We start from the raw sequence: 23,468 nt of genomic DNA, 5'->3' as shown, positions 1-23,468 counted from the left end.
GAGAATAAAATGAAAAAACTAATAGGCATGTTGGTATTGTTTATAAGCTTTTGCAGTCAAGCTACATTAATCACATTAACTTTTGATAAAGCTCAATATCAGCAAGGAGAACTAATTCAAGGGCAACTTATTGCGCATGACTTAAATGATACTTTAGGCGGCTTTGCTGGTGAAATAGCTTTTGACCATAATCAATTGGCGCTTGAAACTTGGCAATTTGGATCCGGTTTTGATGATGGCTTTGGTAGTTATTCGTTTGCTGATGACAGCATTTCAGGCAGGTTATCATTAGAAGATTATGCGGATTTTTTTGCTGATGAAGTGGTGATTGCAAGCAAACAAGGTACAAGTTTTGTTTTAGCGAGCTTTACGTTTACCGCAGTGACTTTAGGTGTACACAGTGTTAGTTTGTTAAATGGCTTAGAGTTGATTAGCTTCGATAACGCAACAATAGAGAGCTTTTCACAGATGAGCACAAACTTTTCTGTTGTAACAGTTGACGAGCCACATGTTGGTTTATTATTTGCCTTAACGTTGGTAGCTGTTTTCTTTTCAAGGTCGAGGCGTAGAACTTTACTATAAGTGAAAAATTTTAGGTTAGTTAAAGGCACTTTTTCGAAAGTGCCTTTTTTTTGAACTATTAACCTAACGGAACTTTGACAAATGTTGCAATTGAAATATTTAGTCACTATTTGATCCGTTAAAATGTCTGTTATTTGCGACTTCCGTGCTGTTTTGATTAAAGTTTTGAGTAGAATTACTGTGCTTGTTTTTTCATTTCATACTATAAATGGAAGCATTAATGGAAACAGATAACCTTCTTAAGCAGTTTACCTCTGCAATGGTACAATTAAACCCAAAGGAACTGGCTGCAGGTAAAGCGGTATTTACAGTTGAAAATATCCCAGGTCACCAAACAATTTTTAAAGCGGGTGATGAGGTAAAAAAAGTAAATTTCCTCGTTCAAGGTGTTGGGCGTTATTACTACATTGACGAAAATGGCAATGAAAAAAATAAATCTTTGGTAAAAGCTGGTGGCGCATTTACCAGTCTAAGTTCGTTGATTCACCATCATAAAAGTCCATTTTATGCTCAAACATTGACTTCATGTGTTACCTTAAATGTTGATTATCAATCACTTATTGAGTTGTCGGAGCAATTTGTTGGTTGGGCAAGGTTTGTTCGTAGCGCTTATGAAGTGTTAGTGTTAAAAAAAGAAAAGCGAGAAGCAGATTTTTTATTACTTGATGCAACGCAACGATATCAAGAGTTTATCAAAGAGTTTGGTGAAGAAAGTCAGAAAATTCCCTTAAAACATGTGGCTATGTATATAGGCGTAACGGATGTGAGCTTGTCTAGGATCAGAAAACAGCTCGGCTTAACATAGGATAATGTCAGCTTATTGATTTCTCAGTAGTGTATAGTCTTTAACTTACTGAGAAAACTACATGAATTATATTTTACCTCCATATTTGTTTGTTTTGTTTGCCTTGATGATGACGTTTTATTCATACGCAAATAGTCCAACACTTTATATTTCATTACCCTATTCAGGTGTTGGCTTTTTTGTCTTGATATTCGGTATTGCAATAGCGGCAAAAGGGAAGCGCTATTTTGCTGAAAACAACAGCAATATACACACATTTGGACAACCAAATAAATTGGTCACCACAGGTATGTTTAATTATTCAAGAAATCCAATGTACTTAGGGTTTGTCATTGCATTATTGGGTGTGTGCATATTAAATGGATTAGCAATTGAACATTTAGCAATGCAATTTTTGTTTATTCTCATCGTTCGTTATTGGTATATTGCCTTCGAAGAAAAAATAATGTTGGAAACGTTTGGATCTGATTATCAACACTATTGTATGCAGGTTAGGCGTTGGATTTAATGGATTAGCAGCCAATAAAAAGGGTAAGCATGTCAACAATTTCGAAAAACAAAGTTGAATTACTTTTAGCAATTCACAGTGCGTTTGAAAAGTTATGTATTGACTACAACAAAATAGCCCCTAATGCTACTCGAGTACTTGGGGTAGAAGGAAATAAAAAGGGAAGTCAAATTTCCGTTTGTGATACTTTGGCTTACCTTATTGGCTGGCAAAATTTGGTATTAAAATGGCATTACCACACAGAACATTCTTTACCTGTAAATTTTCCTGAAGAAGGATTTAATTGGCAACAATTAGGTGAGTTAGCACAACATTTTTATCAACAGTATCAAGACTGGACGTATGATGCGCTATTTAGCGAATTTAAAGCAACCACTGAGAGATTAATTACGCTAGTCAACTCATTGGAAAATGAAGCGTTGTATGGACAACCTTGGTATAAGACATACACTTTGGGTCGTATGATCCAATTTAATTCATCAGCACCAATGAAAAATATGCGGACAAAAGTACGCAAATTTATTAAAACTCATCCTCAGGAACTTGTTTGACAGAAGCTTTAAATTGGCTTGGCGTAATGCCAAACCATGTTTTAAATGCTTTGCTTAGTGTCGCTTGCTCTATATAACCCAATAAACTAGTAACCTGGATCAGATTGTGCTGAATGATGAGTGATTTGACTCGCTTTTTCCGCTCGTTATTAAGCAATGTCATAAACGTTACATTATCTTGTTTTAGGTTTCTTTGCATTGTTCTCACGCTCATGTTTAGAGCACTTGCGACACGTAGTTGATCGCACTGTATTAAATTAGGCTTTGCTGATAACAAGCTTTCAACTTGCTGTTTAAGATTGTTTTTGTGGGTACTAAATTGTACAAGTTGTTTTTTAGATTCAAGGGTTAGCGCTTGAAATAGGCTTTGATCATTAGAGCGAAACGGTAGTGTTAAAAATTCACTGGGAAAACTAATGCAGTTCAATTTATGGTTCGATTCAACAGGGCAATTAAACCATTGCTCTAAAGCCAACTGCTCTTTTTTGCAAAGCGCAAAAGTAAACGAAACCTGATTAGCTGTTAAAGCAGAATTAAGCAGCTTTCGTGTTGTTGTTACCCATGCAGTCATATTACGCAAAATAACTTGTTTTTCAAGCGGTTGAAACGGAAACCATAAGATTTTGGCAGTGTCACCATCAGTTTCAAATTGTGCATTGCCAAGTTCAGCAACTAACGAATCAAAAGCTAGCAAACTTGTGACAGCTTGCTGCAAGTTTTCACAGCTCTCTATGAGATATCCTAAAACCCCATAATCCGTAGTTTGGATATGCTGTCCTAAAGAAAAGCCAAATAACGTGTCTTGTGTCGCCTTTGCTCCTTCTCGCAATAAGGCGGCGTAATTATCAATGGTAATTCTCTGTTGTTTTGTAAGCGAATATCTTTGCTCAATGCAATAGATGGCTTTTGGCGCAATTTGAGCAATGTGTCGTAAATAGTAAATGACGCTTTGTGCGTATAACGCAGAGGTTGTTTTCATTATTGTCGCATTTAAACAAAAAGTTGACGTTTCTAAGCAAGATTGCCAGAAAAATCAGCACTAAGCTATCAAAACATTTTGCTTAAATCAGCACACTTAACTTAACGAAAAATATACATCAATAGAGGCAATAAAATGATACCTGTTGAATTAATCTTGTTGGTGTTAAGTCCTATATTTCTTTTGTTTGTCGTCATTGAATACTATTTCAATAGCGCGGCATATCGAATTAAAGATACATTAAACAATGCCTTGTTAGCGCTATTACATCAGGCGAGTGATGCTGTTGCTCTATTACTTTTAATGCCATTTTTTAATTGGTTACATCAGTTTGCTCTGCTGGATATTAAGCTAAATTGGTTAACGTTAGCATTTGCTTTTATCGCCCAAGATTTTCTTTATTATTGGTTTCACCGCGCTTCACATACAGTGCATTGGCTTTGGGCTGCTCATGTTGTACATCACAGTTCAACGTATATGAACTTTTCAACCGCATTTAGGCAAAGTGTAATGTACCCAATAGTTGGTATGTGGTTGTTTTGGTTGCCACTTGTTTTGATTGGCTTTGAGCCGCAATTAGTGTTTGCTATTGTGGCAATAAATTTGGCCTTTCAGTTTTTTGTTCACACTCGTTGGGTTAAAAGCCTAGGTATTTTAGATTATATTTTTAACACGCCTTCCCATCATAGAGTGCACCACGCCACAAATAGTGAATATATCGACAAAAACTTCGCAGGTGTTTTGATTATTTGGGATAAGCTTTTTGGCACTTTTGTAGCTGAGCGTGCCGACCTTACTACTAAGTTCGGCATTGTTGGCCAGTTACCAAAAGCAAACCCAATAAGTACGAACTTTCACCAATGGCAGCATATGATCACTGAGGTAAGTAAACAGCCATCATGGCGTGGAAGATTTAAGGTTGTATTTGGTTATCCAAGCCATAAAAACAAATAAACAGTTTATTGATCGGAACTAGCCTTTAAAATATCGATAGTTTCGGCAGTGAAATCAGTAAAAATACCATCAATATGGATTTTTTCTTTATACATGATCACCCAATCTTTATATGAGTTAACATACCAAGGTAAGTCGTCTTTTCGAAAGGTATAAGGATGCACCACTAACCCCAATGTTTGGGCGTTGCTAACGATCTTTTTAGCTTGTTTGATGGCTTGCGTTTTGTCACGTCCTTCAATGATTAAACTGCCATGCCAAGGGCCAATGCCGTCAGCGTATTGCGCTACTTGCTGTAAACCTTGTTTGGTTAACATGGTATCGTAGTTATAATTTGTCCATGTGTTGTTATTTAGCACCTGAGTTTCTTGCCAGTTAGTTTCAGCTACAAGTTGAACTAGTTTTACCTGCATGTTTAATTCTGCAAACAACGTAGTTTTTATTCTTTTAAGCGCGACGGGATCAAAACTCTGTAAATAGATGTTGTCTTGTTTTGATTGATAACCGTACTTTTTTAACTCCATTAACACGGCTTTTGTAATATCTTTCCCCTGTTGTTGATGAAACCAAGGTGCTTTAATTTCTGGATATATGCCAATTTGTTTACCAGTTACTTGATTCAGGCCTTGTATTAATTCTATTTCCTGTGCAAAAGTGTGTACTGAAAAAACGCTACTAAATAAGGGGAATCGGCGAGGGTATTTAGCTTTAATTTGATTCGCATCATTATAAAATGCTGAGGAAATGCGCAGCGTTTTTAACTCATCAAAAGTGAAATCTATGACATAAAACTTGCCATCAGCTCTTGCTCTGTTGGGGAACTTTTCAGCGACATCCGAATTATGGTTTAAATACAGATCATGTAGAACAACCAATTGGTCATCTTTGGTCATGACAACATCTTGTTCAATAAAGTCGGGCGACATTTGATGTGCCATAGCTTTACCGGCAAGTGTGTGATCTGGCAAATAACCGCTAGCGCCTCGATGAGCAATAACTAGAGGCTGGTTTGCAAATGTAAAAGGCGGTAACAATACCATTAGCGCTAAAATAGACTTAAAGATCATATTAATGAAAGGATTACGTACAATAGCGCGTTATTTTGCTGGTAAATTATGACATTAAAATGAAAAAGGCCAGCGAAGCTGACCTTTTACAGATAAGAAAGTAGGGGTTAGAACGCTGAAGTGTCTGTGAATAAACCTACTTTTAAATCTTTCGCTGTGTAAATTTCTTTGCCATCTACCAATACGCTGCCATCAGCAATACCCATAAATAACTTGCGCTTAATTACACGTTTCAAATTAATTTTGTATGTTACTTTTTTGGCCGTTGGCAAAATTTGACCAGTAAATTTAACTTCACCTACACCCAACGCTCGACCTCTACCTGGGCCACCAGACCATGCTAAGTAAAAACCTACTAGTTGCCACATAGCGTCAAGACCTAAACAACCAGGCATTACCGGGTCACCTTTAAAGTGGCAATCAAAGAACCACAGATCAGGTGTGATATCAAGTTCAGCAATGATCTCACCTTTGCCGTATAAACCACCTTCTTCAGTGATTAAGTTGATACGATCCATCATTAACATGTTATCAGCAGGAAGCTTACTGTTTCCTTCACCGAAAAAGTCTGTGGTACCTGCTAAAATTAATTCTTCTTTTGAATAGGAATTTTGTATTGTCATTGGGTAAATAAAACTCTAAGACATAAATTTAAAGGCGCTACTTTAGCTAACACTTGTACACTAAACAACTCTGAACAGTTAAATAATTGTAATTATTGATTGTTAAACATTCATGAAACCACTATATTTGGTAACACGTAACCAAGGCTTTTGTAGGTAAGTATTGGAGTAACACATTGTCAGATAAGAAAAAGCAAGCATTAAGTAATGCAGAGAAACAAAAAAGATACCGAGAGCGTCAAAAAGAGCGAGGTAAACAAGAACTTCGTGGTTATATGACGCCAGAAGCAAAAGAATGTTATCGATTAATCGCCGAACAAACAGGATGGAGTGATAGTGTTATTATGAGTAATGCTATTAGGTTAACTTATGCTGCGTACAAAAATGGTCAAATAGCTTTATTAAACAGCTGGCTTACCAAGAATAAATTGTAAATGAAAACTTTGTTGCTCAGTGGGAGCGCTTTCTTGTAGTTTTTTATTTACCAATGTTGCATATTCGCTATAGAAAACTATTCTTTATCAAAGGTTATTGGGTTTTTCATCGTGCCAATATGAAGATATCTTGTTCTGATTGCAGGTAAATTAACCTAGTTGCATCGATTCTGGTGATAAAAATATTCTTTGGGTATGTTTTCTGATTGTGTTGAAGAACAATTAGCTATATTCTTACGTGACTTCCTAAGTGGTAGTTTCTATTCAAATAAACGATAAAAATAAGTTGAAGGTAATTTCCGTTGATAAATGTTTTGTTAGTAGATGATCATGAGTTAGTTCGTACTGGTATTAGGAAGATACTAGACGACGTTAAAGGGCTTAAGGTTGTTGGTGAATGTCAAACAGGGGAAGAGGCCGTCGCATTTTGTCGTAAAAATGAGCCTGATGTTGTTTTAATGGACATGAACATGCCGGGCATAGGTGGTTTAGAGGCGACTAAAAAAATTATCAGATATTCGCCTGATGTTAAAGTCATTGTATTAACTGTCTATTGCGAAGATCCTATTCCAACTAAAGTCATGCAAATTGGTGCTGCTGGTTACCTAACAAAAGGTGCTGGCCCAGATGAAATGATTAATGCCATCAGAGCGGTAAACAGTGGTCAACGTTATTTGACTCCTGAAATAGCGCAGCAAATGGCACTAAACCAATTTAAGTCTCCAGAAGAAAACCCTTTTAATGTGTTGTCTGAGCGTGAATTGCAAATTATGTTGATGATCACTCGTGGAGAAAAAGTACCTGATATTTCTGAGCAGTTGATGCTAAGTACAAAAACCATCAACAGTTATCGTTACCGAATGTTTGAAAAATTAAATGTGAGTAACGATGTGGAACTTACCCATCTTGCAATTCGACATGGTATGCTAAAAACAGAAAAACTCTAATCTGTTAAATGTGTAATTTTGTCTGAATTTGATCATAAAGCTTTTTTAGCATCTGTTACTGAACAACCTGGTGTTTACCGTATGTACGATGAGCACCAGACCGTTATCTATGTTGGAAAAGCTAAACATCTTAAAAAACGCCTCGCTAGTTATTTTAGAAAAGACGTCGGTAGTAACAAAACACGTGCGCTGGTAAAACAAATACTGGCCATTGATGTTACTGTGACTCACACTGAAGGTGAGGCGTTAATTCTCGAAAACAACTATATAAAAAAATACCTGCCAAAATACAATATTCTGTTACGAGATGATAAATCATATCCATATTTACTGATTACCGATCATCGCCACCCAAAATTGGGGTTGCATCGTGGCGGCAGAAAAGTAAAAGGCGAATATTTTGGCCCATATCCTAGTGCGGGTGCTGTTTGGGAAAGTTTGCGTTTAATGCAAAAGTTGTTTCCCATCAGACAATGTGAAGACAGTTATTATCGAGCCAGAAGTCGCCCTTGTTTGCAGTATCAACTTGGACGCTGCTCGGCACCCTGTGTTAATAAAGTGTCTGATGAAGAATATAACGAACAAGTGTCTTTAGCGAAGTTGTTTTTACGCGGAAAAAGTTCTGATGTTATTGCTGGCCTAGTCACTAAGATGGAAGCCGCCAGTATGGCGCTTGAATTTGAGAAAGCGGCAAAGCTGCGCGATCAAATAGCAACTCTACGAAAGGTACAGCAACAGCAGTACGTCAGTGGTGTTGTCGCTGAATTAGATGTTGTTGGGTTTTACCGACAAAAATCTCAAGTATGTTTGCACTTGTTGTTTATCCGTGATCATAAAGTGCTTGGTAGTAAAAGTTATTTTCCCACCGTGCCGGCAGATACTAGTGACGAAGAAATTGTACAAGCTTTTATAGAGCAACATTATTTTGGTCATGATTTGCAAACGGGTAACACACCTAAAGAATTAGTTTTGCCTTTTGCTTTGCCCGATGTTGAGCACATAGCGGGCTTACTGTCAGAGCAAGCAGGATTTGATGTAAAGCTTTCACACAAGGTTAAAACAGAGCGAGCGAAATATATAAAGTTAGCCAATACCAATGCTGAACATGCTTTGGCCAGTAAAAATAGTCATAAAGAATCGATGTTAAATCGTTTTGAAGCCTTAAATGAGGTGTTTGAACTTTCAAACGGTATTAATCGCATTGAATGTTTTGATATCAGTCATACGATGGGGCAGCAAACTATAGCCTCTAACGTTGTTTTTAATCGAGAAGGCCCACTGAAAAGCGATTACAGGCGGTACAACGTTGTTGGTATTACACCTGGTGACGATTATGCTGCTATGGCATTTGCTCTAAACAAGCGTTATGGCAAGGTTAGTAATAATGAAAACATGCCTGATATTGTTTTTATTGACGGTGGAAAAGGGCAGTTAGCAAAGGCAGAAGCGTTTTTCGCCGAGTTAGAAAATGTTAAGACACCTTTATTAGTTGGTGTTGCAAAGGGTGAGTCGAGAAAGCCTGGTCTTGAAACGTTAATTTTAGCAGGTTCACACCAGCTAATTAATTTGCCAGCCACTTCACCAGCATTACACTTAGTTCAACATATTAGAGACGAATCACATCGGTTTGCTATTGCTGGACACAGGGCTAAACGTCAAAAGGTCAGTAAAAAGTCGACACTCGAGTCAATACCCGGCATTGGAGCTAAAAAAAGGCAAGGCTTACTTAAGTACTTAGGGGGCTTACAAGAAGTGCATGCTGCTGACAAAGATACCCTAGCTAAAGTACCCGGCATCAGTGACGCTTTAGCGCAAACAATTTATGATGCTTTACATGACAATTAGTAGAAGTTGTGTACAATGAGTCAAACCGCGTTTACTGCAATCACATCACTGTAGTAAGCCGTTATAATAACGAGCCTTGAAGTATATGTGGACAATCCCAAATCAAATTACTCTTTTTAGAATTATTTTAATCCCCGTTTTCATTATTGTTTTCTATTTACCTATCAGTTGGAACCACTTTGGTGCATTTGCCGTGTTTTGGTTAGCTTCGATCAGCGATGCTCTTGACGGTTATTTAGCAAGAAAATTAAATCAGTCGTCAGCGTTTGGTGCTTTTATTGATCCCGTTGCAGATAAACTAATGGTGGCTGCAGCATTAATTATGATCGCAGCAGATTTTCAAGTTTGGTACATCGCAGTGCCTGCGATGATCATGATCGCTCGAGAAATCTTTATAAGTGCATTAAGAGAATTTATGTCGTCTAAAGGAAAAAGGGACTTAGTCGCTGTTTCAACTTTAGGCAAATACAAAACAGCAACTCAAATGTTAGGGATTATGGGGCTAATTTGGCAACCAACTTATGATATTCCTCTTATTTTATTTAATTTCCCTCATGAAATTTTAATGTTTGCTGCATATGGCTTCTATTTTGTTGCGACAATTTTGACCGTTGTGACTATGTTGATGTACTTTAAAGCGGCTTGGCCAGAATTAAAAAGCTAAGTAAAAACACAAAATAAGCATTTTTTTTATAAATATTCGTCAGATTAGTCGGTTTTTAACCACTTGAAATAAATTTGAAATTAAAGTGTTGACTCCCAATAATTTCAATGTAGAATGCACCACCAGTTGACAGGGAGTCAACGCAGGAAAGCGGCTGTAGCTCAGTTGGTAGAGCATCACGTTGCCAACGTGAATGTCACGAGTTCGAGTCTCGTTAGCCGCTCCAAACTTTAAAGGATTAATAATTTGACTACCCAACGTGGTTGATGAAACGGCGGGTTGGCAGAGTGGCTATGCAGCGGATTGCAAATCCGTGGACCTCGGTTCGACTCCGGGACCCGCCTCCACTTTGCCCGGGTGGTGGAATTGGTAGACACAAGGGATTTAAAATCCCTCGCTGGTAACAGCGTGCCGGTTCAAGTCCGGCCCCGGGTACCATTTCATCCTACGTAGTAGTTGAATATTATATAAAGCGGCTGTAGCTCAGTTGGTAGAGCATCACGTTGCCAACGTGAATGTCACGAGTTCGAGTCTCGTTAGCCGCTCCAAATTTCAAGTTAACTTCATAGAAGTAATTAAAGCGGCTGTAGCTCAGTTGGTAGAGCATCACGTTGCCAACGTGAATGTCACGAGTTCGAGTCTCGTTAGCCGCTCCAAATTCCAAGTTAACTTAATAAAAGTAAATAAAGCGGCTGTAGCTCAGTTGGTAGAGCATTGTTTTCGATGTGAATGTCACTTAGGTACAGAGAGTGAGTCTCGTGATTTGCTTACGCCATCTAAATTAGGATGTAAAACTAATTGATATAAAGCGGCTGTAGCTCAGTTGGTAGAGCATCACGTTGCCAACGTGAATGTCACGAGTTCGAGTCTCGTTAGCCGCTCCAAATTCTCACTATGTGAGAGCGTAGGTTACCAATACCTACGATAAAAAACCCCTGAAATGCCCGGGTGGTGGAATTGGTAGACACAAGGGATTTAAAATCCCTCGCTGGTAACAGCGTGCCGGTTCAAGTCCGGCCCCGGGTACCATCTAAATTAAGATGTAAAACTAATTAGTATAAAGGGGCTGTAGCTCAGTTGGTAGAGCATTGTTTTCGATGTGAATGTCACTTAGGTACAGAGAGTGAGTCTCGTGATTTGCTCACGCCATCTAAATTAAGATGTAAAACTAATTAATATAAAGCGGCTGTAGCTCAGTTGGTAGAGCATCACGTTGCCAACGTGAATGTCACGAGTTCGAGTCTCGTTAGCCGCTCCAAATTCTCACTATGTGAGAGCGTAGGTTACCAATATCTACGATAAAAAACCCCTGAAATGCCCGGGTGGTGGAATTGGTAGACACAAGGGATTTAAAATCCCTCGCTGGTAACAGCGTGCCGGTTCAAGTCCGGCCCCGGGTACCATTTCCTTATTTAGGAAATAAACATTAACTAGCTTAAGGCTAGTTTTTTTGTTTCTGGCTTTTAAAAACTAAACACGTTAAACAATAAATTTAAGATGGTTTTAGAATTTTAAATCTCGGTCTACCTTTGGTAGACGCACATACAAGATAAGATTTAACATCCTTCGCTGGTAACAGCGTGCCGGTTCAAGTCCGGCCCCGGGTACCATTTCCTTATTTAGGAAATAAACATTAACTAGCTTAAGGCTAGTTTTTTTGTTTCTGGCTTTTAAAAACTAAACACGTTAAACAATAAATTTAAGATGGTTTTAGAATTTTAAATCTCGGTCTACCTTTGGTAGACGCACATACAAGATAAAATTTAAAATCCCTCGCTGGCAGCAGCTTGTCAGTTTAAGTCTGTATTTCCTTTTTTAGCATAAAAATATAACACTCTTTATGTTGTGTCCGCTTAGTCCATAACGGACAGTCGTGGACACGCAATGTGTCCGTTCGGACACTTTAGCATTGGGTTTTAATGTTTTTAATTTAATAAAATCTAATAAATACAAAGGTATATCTTTTATTTTAAAGTTGGCATTTAATTCGCTTTTACATTAGTAAGATGTTTTAAAGTGAGAATATGCATGATTATAGGAACTCAAGGACAAGACGAAGCGATTGTAACAACTAAGAAAAAAGTATCGCTTAAAGCTGTAATTGCAATAGCTGGAGCAGTCGCAGTCTCAGCTTTGTTACTGCCAACAATAGAACGTTGGTATAAATCTATTCCAAGCATTGATAAAGAATCATTAAGAATGGCTCAAGTCACCCGAGGTGATTTGATTCGAGATGTTGCTGTTAACGGAAAAATAGTAGCAGCGAACGCTCCTCAGCTATATAGCACTGAGCCTGGCCAAGTAACTATGTTTGCAAAACCAGGTGAAAGTGTTGAAAAAGGACAAATTGTTGCTCAGGTTCAAAGCCCTGAGTTGTCAGCACTAATTGAACAACAAGAATCCACTTTAGAGCAGTTAAAAATTGAAGCAAGCCGCGGTGAATGGTCAAACAAAGAGGCGCTGTTAAATTTAGAAAGTGAATTAAACTCTGCGCAAATTAGGATGAATGTTGCAACCAGAGAAAAACAGCGTGCTGATGAGTCAATTGAAAAACAAGTTATTAGCGAGAAGGAGTGGGCGCAAAGTCAGGATAACCTACTAGAGGCCGAAATGTTGCTGACTACGGCTAAAAAGCGAGTTGCTTTAGCAAAAGAAAGATTAGTTTTTGAAAATCGAAATCGCGAATACGTCGTTGAAAAACAATTGCTTGTTGTTAATGAACTAAAACGAAGACAACAAGCACTTGAAATTGCGGCTCCTGTATCTGGCATTGTCGGAAACTGGTTAATTGCCCAAAAAGACAAAGTATCTCCTAGCACACCAATTATGACTGTTGTTGATTTGTCCGAATATGAAGCCGAATTAAATGTACCAGAATTCTACGCAGATGACTTAGGCATTGGCTTACAAGTAGCGATGACTATTGCTGGGCAGAATGTTGAAGGCAGTATCATCGCAATTTCCCCAGAAATTAAAGGTGGCCAGGTTCAAGTAAGAGCGAATGTAAAAAATATGGATGCATTATCGCTTAGACAAAACCAGCGTTTAAACGCACGCATAGAGTTTGAGAAAAAAGACAATGTCTTAATGGTAAAACGTGGTCAGTTTCTAAGTAGTTCAAATGGAACCATTGCCTACAAACTAAATGATCTTAACTCAGCAGTACAAATACCAATTAGCACAGGATTATACAGTGTTGATTACATTGAACTAATCTCAGGTGTTCAAGAAGGAGACACGATAATCATCTCTGACTATGAAACATTTAACTCAGCTCAACAAATAGAAATTACACAATAAAGAGGGTGGCACTATGTTAAAAATGACGAACATTTCAAAAATCTTTAAAAGTGAAACAATTCAAACACATGCATTAAGAGATTTTTCTTTAACAGTTGAATCAGGTGAATTTGTCGCAGTAACAGGCCCTTCAGGCTCAGGTAAGTCGACCTTCTTAAACGTAGCTGGTTTGTTAGATAACTTTAGCCAAGGTGAATATCAATTAGATGGTGTCAATGTTAGCGGACTGAATGATAACGATCTTTCTAAGCTTCGAAATGAAAAAATTGGTTTTATTTTTCAAAACTACAACTTAATTCCTGATTACAGTATTTACGATAATGTTGATATGCCACTGAGATATCGAGGCTTTAATGCCGCAGAGCGTAAACGTCGTATTGAACACGCACTAGAAAAAGTAGGGCTTGCCTCTAGGCATGGATACTTGCCAAGCCAATTATCTGGTGGTCAACAACAACGTGTGGCAATTGCCAGAGCACTTGCTGGAGAGCCTAAGATTTTGCTAGCTGACGAACCAACAGGAAACCTAGATTCCTTAATGGCTCGCCAAGTCATGGAACTTTTACATTCACTAAACGAAGATGGCGCAACCATCATTATGGTTACTCATGATCCGGATCAAGCGCGTGAAGTTAAACGTAGTGTGCAAATTATTGATGGACAGATCACTGACGCAAAAGTTTATGCACCTGAAAGTGCAATTCAAACGACATTAACAGAAAATGAAAAAAAGGAGTTGGTTGATGCTTAAATATTACGTTCAATTGGCTTTTGAGAATATCAAAAGGGCACCAACTTTATATCTACTTGTTATTTTAACTTTATCACTAGGTGTTGGATTATTATGTGCAAACTTGGCGTTAGTCAATTCTATGGCCAGCGATCCAATTCCGCATAAAAGTGATCGTTTATTTCACGTAAGTATGAATACTTGGGTTAATGAAAATCCACATGTACAGCCACTACATATTATTCGTTATCGAGATGCGATGCAGATTTTAAAGTCAGACATTCCAGTCAATACCGCGATATTTTTTGTTAGTAATGCTTATGCGAGAGATGCAAATGCAGCGGATCTATCAAGAAGTAGAGCAGTGATCAGGGCTACTAATCCTGGCTTTTTTAAGTTAACTGACGCGCCTTTTGCTTATGGAAATGCCTTTACACACATTAACGCTAAAGAAGTAGTTATTGGTGATGACTTGAATAATAAAGTATTTGGGGGCGGTAATAACGTAGGTAAGTCTATCGAATTGGCGGGTGAAATATTCACTGTAGTAGGAATATTAAAGCCATGGGACTTAAGACCTCTTTTTTATCATGTAACAGAAAATAACGCATTTAACCCGACTGAAGATGTATTTCTTCCGCTGGAAACTGCGTTAGATAACGACATGAGTATTGGCGCACGCTCTTCTTCAACTGACAACTGGCGCGTATCGAGTGATACTCGTGAGCGCAACGTGTTTTACATGCAAGCGTGGGTTGAACTTGAAAAACCAAGTGACAAAAGTGCTTTTGAAAATTATTTAAAAAACTACAGCCAATCTCTTAAAGAAAGTGGTGAACACCCTAATGAAATCATTAACGATTTACATGATGTTAATGAGTGGATGGAAAAAAATAATGTAGTAGATCAACGTATTATTGCCTTTACCATCGCTACTTTACTGTTTTTATGTGTATGTGTGTTTAATGCAAGCAGTTTATTACTGTCAAAATTTCATGCTGCTAAGTTTGAAATTGGATTAAGACGCGCTATTGGAGCAAGTAATCAACAGATGTTAGTCCAAGGCCTAGTAGAAAGCACTATTGTTGGAGTGATAGCGAGCGCCATTGCGTTAGTATTCAGCTGGTTATTTTTAAAAGCGTCTATCGAATTTTTACCTATGTTAACTAATATCGCTGTACTTGATATTGAAGTGTTGGCATGGGGAGTAGGTATTGCAATTATCGCTTCAAATATCAGCGTTATATACCCACTTATACGTGCAAATCGATACACTATTTCTGCAGAATTAAAATAGGAGCAGCACATGAACTTTAAAGCGTTATTAAAATCTTTGATGCTGCGAAAATTTGCAGTGGGATTACTTGTAATACAATTAGCATTGACTCTAGGCCTGATTGTAAACAGTTCTATTCTTGCCTTAGATACTATCAAAAAGCTTGAAGAGCCTATGGGTATCGATATAGACAACATTTTGATAGTGGATTTAGTCGCTACTTCAGGTGCTTATCGCGACGATGATTATGCCAATGCTATTACACTTGAGGACATGGCTAAAATAGAAGCCTTACCAGGTGTAATCGCCGCTACTCCATCAATTCAGTTACCAATCCAAAGCGGTGGAACCAATGGAAATATGCATGATATTGACAATCCTGATATTGAATTAACAAATAAGTATTTGTCTTATGTACCTTTTTTCTTCGCAACAGAAAAAATTCAACAAGTCTTTGATTTAGAGTTAATTGAAGGTCGTTTATTGTCATCAAGTGATATGTTCAAAGATGGTGATGAAAAAATGAACATCGTCATCACTCAATCGTTGAAACATGATCTATATGGAGAAGACTCAGCTATTGGCCGTGAAACTAATAACGGTATCATCGTTGGTGTGGTTAAAGATTTTAACATTAGCCCATTAAAACCAGATGATAAACAATACGCCGTATTTAAACCTTATATCATCCCTAACTCATATCACTATTTAGTTAAAGTTGAACCTGGACAATTTAATACAATCAAGAATCAAATTTCAGACGTTATTTTGTCTGTTCAACCAGAGCGTGACATTCGACGTGTATATTCGATGGCTGATCATTTAGAAAAGTTTTATCAACAAGATCAAGGATTAGCTAACTTGTTTATTATGTTATGTGTGTTAATGGTTCTGGTTACTATTATAAGTAGTTATGCCAATGCTCAGTTTCATGTATCTAAACAACGCAAGATTATTGGTATTCGTCGAGCGCTAGGTGCTAGAAAAAAAGATGTGTTAATTTATGTTTTAGCAGAGAACTGGCTTGTATGTCTTATGGGGTCGTTTTTTGGTATCTTAGCAATTATGGGAATTAATATTATGTTAAGCAATCACTTAGAAATTGCCAAACCAGAAATATTACCTACAATAATCGCGATTTGTGTTCTAGCTGTCATAGGCACACTGGCGACTTGGTTACCAGCGATAAAAACCAGCAATATCCCACCGGTAATTGCAACTAAAACTGTTTAAGGAAAACCCAACTGTTATGACCAAAATACTCATTGTTGATGATAACCCTGATATACTTGCAGCACTTGAACTACTGCTTTCATTACATGAGTATGAGGTCATTACGGCAAACACCTATAAAGACGCTTTATTTGCAGTGGAGCGTCTACAAATATCACTCGTTATTCAAGATATGAACTTTAGTCAGGGTCTAACCTCTGGCAATGAAGGTAAAACCCTTTTTTATCAATTAAGGCAGGTGAAACCTGATTTACCCATCATTTTAATCACTGCTTGGACACAACTTGAAACTGCAATTGAATTAGTAAAACAAGGTGCTGTTGATTACCTCCCTAAACCTTGGAATGATGGAAAACTGCTTGAGTTAATCTCAGCTCATGTCGGTTCAACTTTGCAAAAACCAGAACCTGTAACCTTAGTAGCAGAAAGCGCAGCAATGAAAAATCTTTGTCAATTGGCTGAAAAAGTTGCTGACTCAGATGTTAATGTCTTGATCACAGGGCCTAACGGTTCAGGTAAAGAAAAAATTGCAGATCACATTCATCAACATAGTAAACGTAAAGCAATGCCATTTGTTAAAGTTAATATGGGGGCTTTACCCGCACAATTAATGGAAGCTGAGCTTTTCGGGGCTGAAAAAGGAGCATTTACCGGGGCAAACCAAAAACGCATCGGTAGATTTGAAGCCGCAGACGGTGGCACTTTATTTTTAGATGAAATAGGTAATTTACCATTATCAGGTCAGATGAAATTGCTTAGGGTGTTACAAACTGGAGAGTTTGAACGATTAGGTTCAAATGAGACGATAAAAGTAAATGTCCGCGTTGTCAGTGCCACTAATGAAAATTTGCAACTTGCTGTTCAACAGGGGAGTTTTCGAGAAGATTTATTCTATCGGCTCAACGTCGTGAATCTTGATTTATTGCCGTTGAAACAACGTATAGATGACATCATTCCTCTTGCCAAACACTTTATAGGTTCAGAGTATCTATTATCATCACAAGCGACAGCGTCTTTGTTAGCACATCAATGGCCGGGCAATGTCCGAGAATTGGAAAATGCTTGTAAAAGGGCGTTAGTGTTTGCTGAAAGCAACGAACTACAGGCAATAGACTTTAATTTAAGTGAAGCACAGCCAATAAACCGTGATGAAAAGTCAATAATTGTTGAAACGTTAAAGAAACACAATGGCGTGATAAAACATGCTGCACAAGAACTCGGTTTAAGTCGCCAAGCCCTTTATCGCCGTATAGAAAAGTACCAAATAAGTGAATAATATGGCCAAGTTTATTTTGATGTTGCTACTAAGTCATGTAGCGATTTGGGCTAGTTTTTATTGGATCTTTCCCACGAACCCAGTCTATTTTTATATCAGTTGCATTTTGGTCATGGCTGCAGTGATTTATTTAGCAGTATATACATACCGAAAGCAAGAAAGGCTACAGGTCTTAATTTATGATGGTCTATTAAGCCTTCAGGATAATGACTTTTCTATCAGTTTGCCTGAAGATATTGAAGCTAAAAATTTACATATTTTACAGCTGTTTAATGAGGTTGCTGACAAGCTTAGGGTTGAACGCCAATCTTTGTATCAACGGGAGTTAATGTTAGACAAAGTCGTAAATGCATCAAACGTTGTCACTTTATTAGTAAACCATAGAAATACCATCGTCTTTGCCAATTTGGCTGCCAAGCAGCTTTTTGATACGACGGATCTTATTGGCAATGATTTAACGCATATGTTGCAACACCATGGCGAGTTTTTATTGCAACACGTATCAACAGAACACGCTATCGTGCAAAAAAACAGTGAAAGTGGTGAAGAGCAAAGTTTTCACTTTTCACAGCACCGACTTAAACTACATGGTGTTAATCACCGGTTATACCTAGTTAAACCGATAACGGAAGCTTTATATCGCCAAGAGCTGCAAACGTGGAAAAAGGTTATTCGCGTGATTAATCATGAATTGAACAACTCAATTGCGCCGATCAGCAGTATGTGTCACAGTGGCTTAATGCTCGCCGAAAAACATCAAGATCCCCGACTGAGTATGATCTTTGATACAGTGTCTACACGAATTAGCAAGCTATCAGACTTCATAACTAGCTACAGTCAGCTAGCAAAAATATCGACACCACAAAAAACACCATTAAACCTGATCCAGTGTTTAGAGGGCTTAAAAAACTTGTATGACTTTTCATTACATAGTGAAAATAATGTGGTTAGTATCCAGGCGGATATTAGCCAACTGGAACAGCTTTTTATCAACTTATTAAAAAATGCACAGCAAGCAAGTGAGCAAAGTGAGCAACCCGTGCAAATTCAGGTCAATGAAGACTTAGAAAACGTTTATATAAAAGTACGTGATTTTGGTCCTGGCATGCCTGAGAAAGTAATGACTCAAGCATTTTTGCCTTATTTTTCGACTAAGGAAAACGGTAGTGGTGTTGGCTTAACCATTTGTCGAGATATTGTTGAAGTGCATAAGGGTAACATCCAATTAGCCAATCATTATCAAGGCGGCTTGGTAGTTAGCATCTCTTTGCCTAAAGTTTAATTTTTACCATCATTCAATCTAAAAGCCCTGTGTCACTTAATTTCAGGGCTTTGTCACCTTTTGGTCACCTTTATTTCGAGTAAATTTATCATGCTACAACCTCTTATTTTGAGGATGTTGTTTTATGATAATAAAAACTTTTACCAATAAATTATTAGTACTTTATTTAACGTTTACATTTTGTGTTTATGCAGATCAGATAGTCATTGATGGTGTGATTAACAAAGCTGAATGGGCAGGCGCCCAAGAAATCAATGAATTTACACAGAGCTGGCCAAATACCGGTGAACGCCCTAAATATTCAACTAAAACTTATATAAAAAGTGATGATAAAGGTCTGTACTTTGCGTTTGAAAATTACCAACCAGAGCGTTCAAGGCGATATAGTGGACACGACCAGTATACAAGTGCTGATTTTAATATGGTGTTTGTTGATTTTAATAATGATGGCAACACCGCATATGAATTTGTTGCAACATTAGGTGGTGGTACTATGGACGGTACCTACAGCCGCGGAAATCAATCCAATCGTGATTGGGATGGATTGTGGCAAGTACAAGTTAGCGAAACAGGCGACTACTGGTACAGCGAATTTTTTATTCCTTGGACAACGGCAACATTTAAACAGGTATCAGGTGACATAAGAAAGGTCAGTGTTTATTTTCAACGACAGAATGTCATCGATAATCAAGCTTATTCATTTCCAGATACTCATCGAGGTAGAAAGGCGTTTACCTACGAATTTGCCCCAATTGAAGTGACTAATATCGATAAACTAAGCAATCGAGGTAATATTTATGCTGTCGAAAAGTATGATTTTATCAATAAAAAAGACAATGCCGATATTGGCTTAGATGTAGTATTTAAACCAACTGGTAATCAACAAGTCATTGCAACTATCAACCCTGACTTTGGTCAAGTGGAATCAGATGAACTGGTGATCAACTATAGTGCGGTTGAGACGTTGCAAACAGATAAACGCCCGTTTTTTACTGAAAATCAGTCTCTTTTTGATGTAAGAGGACCACAAAATCTCAAACTTGTTCACACACGGCGAATAGGTTCCAATACGCGCTTAGACACGACAAAAGTACATGACATCGACTTTGCGACTAAATATATTCTAAACAGTGAAGAAATTAATGCAGGTGTATTAGTTGCTCAAGAAAATGATGCTAAAAGTGATGACGGTAAATTTTTTGCTAGCACTCGGTGGTATAAAAATGTTGCCAATCATTCATTCGGTCAACTGATTAACTGGGTCGACGATCCTATTGGCAATCGCCAAGCGCTAGTGGTAAATCATGATGGCCAAGTTCAACTTAGTGCCAACTCTAGGGTATTCGCTAATCTAATTTACAGTGATGTTCAATCTGATAATGGTGCTCAATCTGGTAAGGGGATAACACTTGCTGCCAACTACTTGCCTGTGCGTCATTGGAAAAATTACATTGAGTGGTCGTTACTCGATGATAAAGTTAACATCAATGACTTTGGCTACATGCAACGCAATGATTTATCGAGTGTTAAATTATCTAGTGAATATGACCAATATCAGTTTTCCTCTGCTAGCCCAATACTTAACACACGTTATTATGGCGAGTATCAAGTTGAACGAAATACGCAAGGTCAAGCTTTAAGAGATTCTATATACCTAAGTGCTTTTGCTCGCTTAAAGTCACAACATAAATTTCGAATAGGTGCCAAATTTACTTCGGCAGGATTTGATGATCGAATATCACGAGGTTTTGGTAATGTATATTTGTCACCAAGAAAAGATGTTCACCTTTATTATGCCTCTCCAACGCCCGCTGACATTTCATTCACCGCCAAATACAACTATTTTCAAGAAGGTAAAAACGATTGGGCTGATAGCATATTACTGACGTACCGCCAGTACTTTAGCGATGAATTAAGATTAGACCTTAATTACCAATATTTAGACAGTAGAGATTGGCTCATTGGTAATAATGAAGGTGGGGTTAATCAATATCGAAGACAATTTAATAAGATTTACGCAAAATTTGTAGCCAAAATTAATCAACAATCAGATTTTACTTTGACGACTCAATGGTTTGGACTGAAAGCCAAAGCTGAAGCTATTTTTAAACCCGCTGCAACAGGGTTAAGCAAAATTGAAGATTTTTCTCACAGTCAGTTTGCGCTACAAGCGAGATATCGTTATAAATTTGCACAACGTGCTCGGTTTTACTTAGTGTACGCTCATAATGGAATAGATACAGAGTTGGGGAATAATGGTTTAGATATGTTATCTAACGCAATCGCTAATCCTCAACAAAAATCATTAACTGCGAAATTGAACTGGTTATTCTAGCAACTGCCCATGATGAATTAGGCCTATAATTGGCCTAATTCATATTAAGATCAATCATATAGATATTCGCTTCATTACTATTGATTTGATTAAATACAAACCCAAAGTCAGAAGTCGCTTTAAAGGATAACGGATTGAGTCGTCCAAACAAAATGTCTAGTTCGCCGTTCGAAGTGAGTTTTGATACGCGAGATGGATTTATATTAAAAACATAAAGTTCGTTTTGATAAACTAGCCAATCTCGACCCGCTAAATTATCTGCTATCAGCGTTTGTGCTTGAAAATTTGAATCAGTGCTAAATACACTTGAGCCTTGTTCATCTGAAATATACCAACTTTTATCTACCAGCTGCGCATTTGATACATGGGTTTTTAAAAGCTCAGTATTATCTGATGTTAAATCGTGCAAAAACAATGTATTGGTTTCTTTATTAACATAGGCGATTTGCGTATTTGATAGCCATTGCCACTGTTTAGTTTGTTCTGCATCAAAGGGAAGTGTGGTTTCGGTGTTTTCAATAAGATCATAAAGATATATCTGATTATTACGTTTAACTAGGAGCTTTTTACCGTCGGGACTCCAAGTCAGGTCATAAATGTAACTGGCCTTTTTGTAATTAGATAGTTGAACCGTGCTTTCGCCTTTCTTTAACAATATTTGAGCTAAACCAGAACGTTTTGAAGCAAAAGCAATTGTGTTGGAATCTGGTGACATTGCAGCGTTGTAATCGGCAAATGCTGAATTTACTATCGTAGTGGACTTATCGTGATTAAACAGAGCGATATCAATATCTATAGCGCTCAATGTAAAGAGCAGTTGTCCTTGATGGTTAATGTCATCAATCTGAGAAATTGTCCCGTACGCTGTCGTAGTAATAACTTGTGTTGTATCTGATAAATCCCACTGAAGAATCTCTTTGGCTGGATGTTGGCCAAGAAAATAAATTGACTTGGAGGTTTGATCCCATAACAAAGAGTCAATGCTGTGGTTAAGCGTTTTACTAGAAAGCTCATTACCATTTCTATCAAAGATACTGATTTTGGAGTGAGCGCCTTGTTTGTATAAAGTGGCGAATAAGTTTCCGTCAGGTGAAAGCCTTGTATGTGACGAATTATCAATGCCTATATTTAAGGGCTCTTTTCGTTTCTCGTGCCAATAATAGAGCCACAAGCCGGCATTATCCTGCCAAAATAGTGCGTTAATTTTTGATATAAGTGATACCGTCAGCGGCTTATCTGATAAACATTGTGTAATTTCTTTGGCCTGCGGATTCGTTAATGTGGTTTTAAAAAGCTTACAGTTTCCTTGTTGGTCAACACTAGAAAAAACAACATGTTTACCATCAGGTAGCCATATTGGTGAAATTAACGGCGAGTTAACTTCAATGACTTCTCTTGCGCTTGCGTCGTTGAGTTGCTTTTCAAAAATGGCAAAGCGATTTTCAACACGACCATTAAATACAATGCGCTGTTCAAATGGATGAAAGTTGGCATTTTGATCTCGCCCTTCACGAAAAGTTACCGGTGTGCCAATAGTGTTTAACGTCGTTAAACCTTGATTATGAGAAAGTTGAACAGGGAGAAATACCAAGATCAAAACAACTAACAGACAAATAGCAAAGATGAAACTCAATCGAGTGAATAACTTTGCAGTAACATTGGAAGAACTTTCCACAGAAGCTTGGACGTTAGTTACATGCGCTATAAATTGGTAGCCACGTTTTGGCACAGTTTTGATAAAAATAGGAGATTTTGCATTGTCATTTAATAGCTGGCGTAAACGTGTAATTGCTTTGCTTATTGTGTTGTCTTCAACAATGATATTGTGCCAAATACTTGATGTGATTTGGTCACGCGTTACCACTTTGTTTTTGTTATTTATTAATAGTAACAGTAGGTTGGCTTGTTGTGGCTCAATCGCTATAACATCGTCACCATTTCGCAAAGTACCATTGTGTGGATCAAATTGCCAGTGACTAAAAGTATAAATTGTTGTAGTCAAAATTAGACCTTGTTGATTTTATTATCTCATCGAATTAATCATCATTAATGACGATCAGACTCTTGTTTTTATGCA

General features: G+C 37.7%; 20 protein-coding genes and 9 tRNA genes. 25 read left to right on the top strand and 4 right to left on the bottom strand.

The window, feature by feature from the left end:
- Nucleotides 1–9 precede the first annotated feature (9 nt).
- The 4 genes from IE199_RS10805 to IE199_RS10790 all read left to right on the top strand — a co-directional run bounded on the left by IE199_RS10805 (nt 10) and on the right by IE199_RS10790 (nt 2,446).
- Complete coding sequence (locus IE199_RS10805) at nt 10–582, top strand: PEP-CTERM sorting domain-containing protein (RefSeq protein WP_189770188.1); 573 nt, start codon at nt 10–12, stop codon at nt 580–582.
- A gap of 220 nt (nt 583–802) precedes the next feature.
- Nucleotides 803–1,387, top strand: coding sequence for a Crp/Fnr family transcriptional regulator (locus tag IE199_RS10800; RefSeq protein ID WP_189770186.1), 585 nt, complete (start codon nt 803–805; stop codon nt 1,385–1,387).
- Between the two features lie 61 nt (nt 1,388–1,448).
- Nucleotides 1,449–1,895: a methyltransferase family protein gene (locus IE199_RS10795; RefSeq protein WP_189770184.1), complete on the top strand. Its 447-nt coding sequence runs from the start codon at nt 1,449–1,451 to the stop codon at nt 1,893–1,895.
- Nucleotides 1,896–1,924: 29 nt separating this feature from the next.
- Nucleotides 1,925–2,446 carry a ClbS/DfsB family four-helix bundle protein gene (locus IE199_RS10790; RefSeq protein ID WP_189770182.1) on the top strand — a complete coding sequence of 174 codons (522 nt, stop codon included), beginning with the start codon at nt 1,925–1,927 and terminating at the stop codon, nt 2,444–2,446.
- Here the strand turns inward: IE199_RS10790 and IE199_RS10785 are convergent.
- Nucleotides 2,418–3,425, bottom strand: a complete 1,008-nt coding sequence (locus IE199_RS10785; protein ID WP_189770180.1) for an AraC family transcriptional regulator — start codon at nt 3,423–3,425, stop codon at nt 2,418–2,420. The two genes, IE199_RS10790 and IE199_RS10785, sit on opposite strands and share 29 nt — an antisense overlap.
- A 135-nt stretch (nt 3,426–3,560) precedes the next feature.
- On the opposite strand from IE199_RS10785, the gene IE199_RS10780 reads away from it, so the two are divergent.
- Nucleotides 3,561–4,379: a sterol desaturase family protein gene (locus tag IE199_RS10780; protein WP_373304793.1), complete on the top strand. Its 819-nt coding sequence runs from the start codon at nt 3,561–3,563 to the stop codon at nt 4,377–4,379.
- 5 nt (nt 4,380–4,384) lie between these two features.
- Here IE199_RS10780 and glpQ read toward each other — a convergent pair whose 3' ends face one another.
- Nucleotides 4,385–5,446 (bottom strand): glycerophosphodiester phosphodiesterase, encoded by a 1,062-nt coding sequence (gene glpQ, locus IE199_RS10775; protein ID WP_189770173.1) that lies wholly within the window; start codon nt 5,444–5,446, stop codon nt 4,385–4,387.
- 107 nt (nt 5,447–5,553) lie between these two features.
- Nucleotides 5,554–6,069: a bifunctional 3-hydroxydecanoyl-ACP dehydratase/trans-2-decenoyl-ACP isomerase gene (gene fabA, locus IE199_RS10770; protein ID WP_189770171.1), complete on the bottom strand. Its 516-nt coding sequence runs from the start codon at nt 6,067–6,069 to the stop codon at nt 5,554–5,556.
- A gap of 176 nt (nt 6,070–6,245) precedes the next feature.
- On the opposite strand from fabA, the gene IE199_RS10765 reads away from it, so the two are divergent.
- The 20 genes from IE199_RS10765 to IE199_RS10670 all read left to right on the top strand — a co-directional run bounded on the left by IE199_RS10765 (nt 6,246) and on the right by IE199_RS10670 (nt 21,391).
- Nucleotides 6,246–6,503, top strand: coding sequence for a RepB family protein (locus tag IE199_RS10765; protein ID WP_189770169.1), 258 nt, complete (start codon nt 6,246–6,248; stop codon nt 6,501–6,503).
- Between the two features lie 302 nt (nt 6,504–6,805).
- Nucleotides 6,806–7,450, top strand: coding sequence for a UvrY/SirA/GacA family response regulator transcription factor (gene uvrY, locus IE199_RS10760; protein WP_189770167.1), 645 nt, complete (start codon nt 6,806–6,808; stop codon nt 7,448–7,450).
- Nucleotides 7,451–7,468: 18 nt separating this feature from the next.
- Entirely contained in the window at nt 7,469–9,295 is a 1,827-nt protein-coding gene (uvrC, locus tag IE199_RS10755) for an excinuclease ABC subunit UvrC (RefSeq protein ID WP_189770165.1), read from the top strand.
- An 85-nt stretch (nt 9,296–9,380) separates the two neighbouring features.
- Nucleotides 9,381–9,959, top strand: a complete 579-nt coding sequence (gene pgsA, locus IE199_RS10750) for a CDP-diacylglycerol--glycerol-3-phosphate 3-phosphatidyltransferase (RefSeq protein ID WP_189770163.1) — start codon at nt 9,381–9,383, stop codon at nt 9,957–9,959.
- A 150-nt stretch (nt 9,960–10,109) separates the two neighbouring features.
- Nucleotides 10,110–10,185: transfer RNA gene (locus IE199_RS10745), tRNA-Gly, on the top strand.
- Between the two features lie 47 nt (nt 10,186–10,232).
- Nucleotides 10,233–10,306, top strand: a tRNA-Cys gene (locus IE199_RS10740).
- Between the two features lie 4 nt (nt 10,307–10,310).
- Nucleotides 10,311–10,397 (top strand) — tRNA-Leu (locus IE199_RS10735).
- 34 nt (nt 10,398–10,431) lie between these two features.
- Nucleotides 10,432–10,507 (top strand) — tRNA-Gly (locus tag IE199_RS10730).
- 32 nt (nt 10,508–10,539) lie between these two features.
- Nucleotides 10,540–10,615, top strand: a tRNA-Gly gene (locus IE199_RS10725).
- A 152-nt stretch (nt 10,616–10,767) separates the two neighbouring features.
- Nucleotides 10,768–10,843 (top strand) — tRNA-Gly (locus IE199_RS10720).
- Nucleotides 10,844–10,901: 58 nt separating this feature from the next.
- A tRNA-Leu gene (locus IE199_RS10715) sits at nt 10,902–10,988 on the top strand.
- Between the two features lie 153 nt (nt 10,989–11,141).
- A tRNA-Gly gene (locus IE199_RS10710) sits at nt 11,142–11,217 on the top strand.
- Between the two features lie 58 nt (nt 11,218–11,275).
- Nucleotides 11,276–11,362: transfer RNA gene (locus IE199_RS10705), tRNA-Leu, on the top strand.
- A gap of 625 nt (nt 11,363–11,987) precedes the next feature.
- Nucleotides 11,988–13,259 (top strand): efflux RND transporter periplasmic adaptor subunit, encoded by a 1,272-nt coding sequence (locus IE199_RS10700; RefSeq protein ID WP_189770161.1) that lies wholly within the window; start codon nt 11,988–11,990, stop codon nt 13,257–13,259.
- Nucleotides 13,260–13,272: 13 nt separating this feature from the next.
- Nucleotides 13,273–14,010: an ABC transporter ATP-binding protein gene (locus IE199_RS10695; protein ID WP_189770157.1), complete on the top strand. Its 738-nt coding sequence runs from the start codon at nt 13,273–13,275 to the stop codon at nt 14,008–14,010.
- Nucleotides 14,003–15,286, top strand: coding sequence for an ABC transporter permease (locus IE199_RS10690; protein ID WP_189770156.1), 1,284 nt, complete (start codon nt 14,003–14,005; stop codon nt 15,284–15,286). Before IE199_RS10695 ends, IE199_RS10690 begins: the two co-directional genes overlap by 8 nt.
- 9 nt (nt 15,287–15,295) lie before the next feature.
- On the top strand, nt 15,296–16,498 hold the full coding sequence (locus tag IE199_RS10685) for an ABC transporter permease (RefSeq protein WP_189770155.1): 1,203 nt from the start codon (nt 15,296–15,298) through the stop codon (nt 16,496–16,498).
- A 16-nt stretch (nt 16,499–16,514) separates the two neighbouring features.
- A complete protein-coding gene (locus IE199_RS10680) occupies nt 16,515–17,774 on the top strand; it encodes a sigma-54-dependent transcriptional regulator (protein ID WP_189770154.1) in 1,260 nt (419 codons plus the stop codon).
- Nucleotide 17,775: 1 nt separating this feature from the next.
- Complete coding sequence (locus IE199_RS10675; protein WP_189770152.1) at nt 17,776–19,056, top strand: sensor histidine kinase; 1,281 nt, start codon at nt 17,776–17,778, stop codon at nt 19,054–19,056.
- A 124-nt stretch (nt 19,057–19,180) separates the two neighbouring features.
- The gene (locus IE199_RS10670) at nt 19,181–21,391 is read left to right on the top strand and encodes a DUF5916 domain-containing protein (RefSeq protein ID WP_189770150.1); all 2,211 of its coding nucleotides are present in this window, start codon (nt 19,181–19,183) and stop codon (nt 21,389–21,391) included.
- Between the two features lie 34 nt (nt 21,392–21,425).
- Here the strand turns inward: IE199_RS10670 and IE199_RS10665 are convergent, their stop codons facing one another.
- Nucleotides 21,426–23,393: a winged helix-turn-helix domain-containing protein gene (locus IE199_RS10665; protein WP_189770148.1), complete on the bottom strand. Its 1,968-nt coding sequence runs from the start codon at nt 23,391–23,393 to the stop codon at nt 21,426–21,428.
- Between the last annotated feature and the right edge of the window lie 75 nt (nt 23,394–23,468).

The sequence above is a fragment of the Thalassotalea marina genome (assembly GCF_014656435.1).
Classification (GTDB): Bacteria; Pseudomonadota; Gammaproteobacteria; order Enterobacterales; family Alteromonadaceae; genus Thalassotalea_C; species Thalassotalea_C marina.
Note: the sequence above shows the minus strand (reverse complement) of the source record. Positions and strands in the feature narration are given on the sequence as shown.

Coding starts and splice junctions, on each gene's coding strand:
- IE199_RS10805 (WP_189770188.1), top strand. CDS start 10: ATGAAAAAACTAATAGGCATGTTGGTATTGTTTATAAGCTTTTGCAGT.
- IE199_RS10800 (WP_189770186.1), top strand. CDS start 803: ATGGAAACAGATAACCTTCTTAAGCAGTTTACCTCTGCAATGGTACAA.
- IE199_RS10795 (WP_189770184.1), top strand. CDS start 1,449: ATGAATTATATTTTACCTCCATATTTGTTTGTTTTGTTTGCCTTGATG.
- IE199_RS10790 (WP_189770182.1), top strand. CDS start 1,925: ATGTCAACAATTTCGAAAAACAAAGTTGAATTACTTTTAGCAATTCAC.
- IE199_RS10785 (WP_189770180.1), bottom strand. CDS start 3,425: ATGAAAACAACCTCTGCGTTATACGCACAAAGCGTCATTTACTATTTA.
- IE199_RS10780 (WP_373304793.1), top strand. CDS start 3,561: ATGATACCTGTTGAATTAATCTTGTTGGTGTTAAGTCCTATATTTCTT.
- glpQ (WP_189770173.1), bottom strand. CDS start 5,446: ATGATCTTTAAGTCTATTTTAGCGCTAATGGTATTGTTACCGCCTTTT.
- fabA (WP_189770171.1), bottom strand. CDS start 6,069: ATGACAATACAAAATTCCTATTCAAAAGAAGAATTAATTTTAGCAGGT.
- pgsA (WP_189770163.1), top strand. CDS start 9,381: ATGTGGACAATCCCAAATCAAATTACTCTTTTTAGAATTATTTTAATC.
- IE199_RS10700 (WP_189770161.1), top strand. CDS start 11,988: ATGATTATAGGAACTCAAGGACAAGACGAAGCGATTGTAACAACTAAG.
- IE199_RS10695 (WP_189770157.1), top strand. CDS start 13,273: ATGTTAAAAATGACGAACATTTCAAAAATCTTTAAAAGTGAAACAATT.
- IE199_RS10690 (WP_189770156.1), top strand. CDS start 14,003: ATGCTTAAATATTACGTTCAATTGGCTTTTGAGAATATCAAAAGGGCA.
- IE199_RS10685 (WP_189770155.1), top strand. CDS start 15,296: ATGAACTTTAAAGCGTTATTAAAATCTTTGATGCTGCGAAAATTTGCA.
- IE199_RS10680 (WP_189770154.1), top strand. CDS start 16,515: ATGACCAAAATACTCATTGTTGATGATAACCCTGATATACTTGCAGCA.
- IE199_RS10675 (WP_189770152.1), top strand. CDS start 17,776: ATGGCCAAGTTTATTTTGATGTTGCTACTAAGTCATGTAGCGATTTGG.
- IE199_RS10670 (WP_189770150.1), top strand. CDS start 19,181: ATGATAATAAAAACTTTTACCAATAAATTATTAGTACTTTATTTAACG.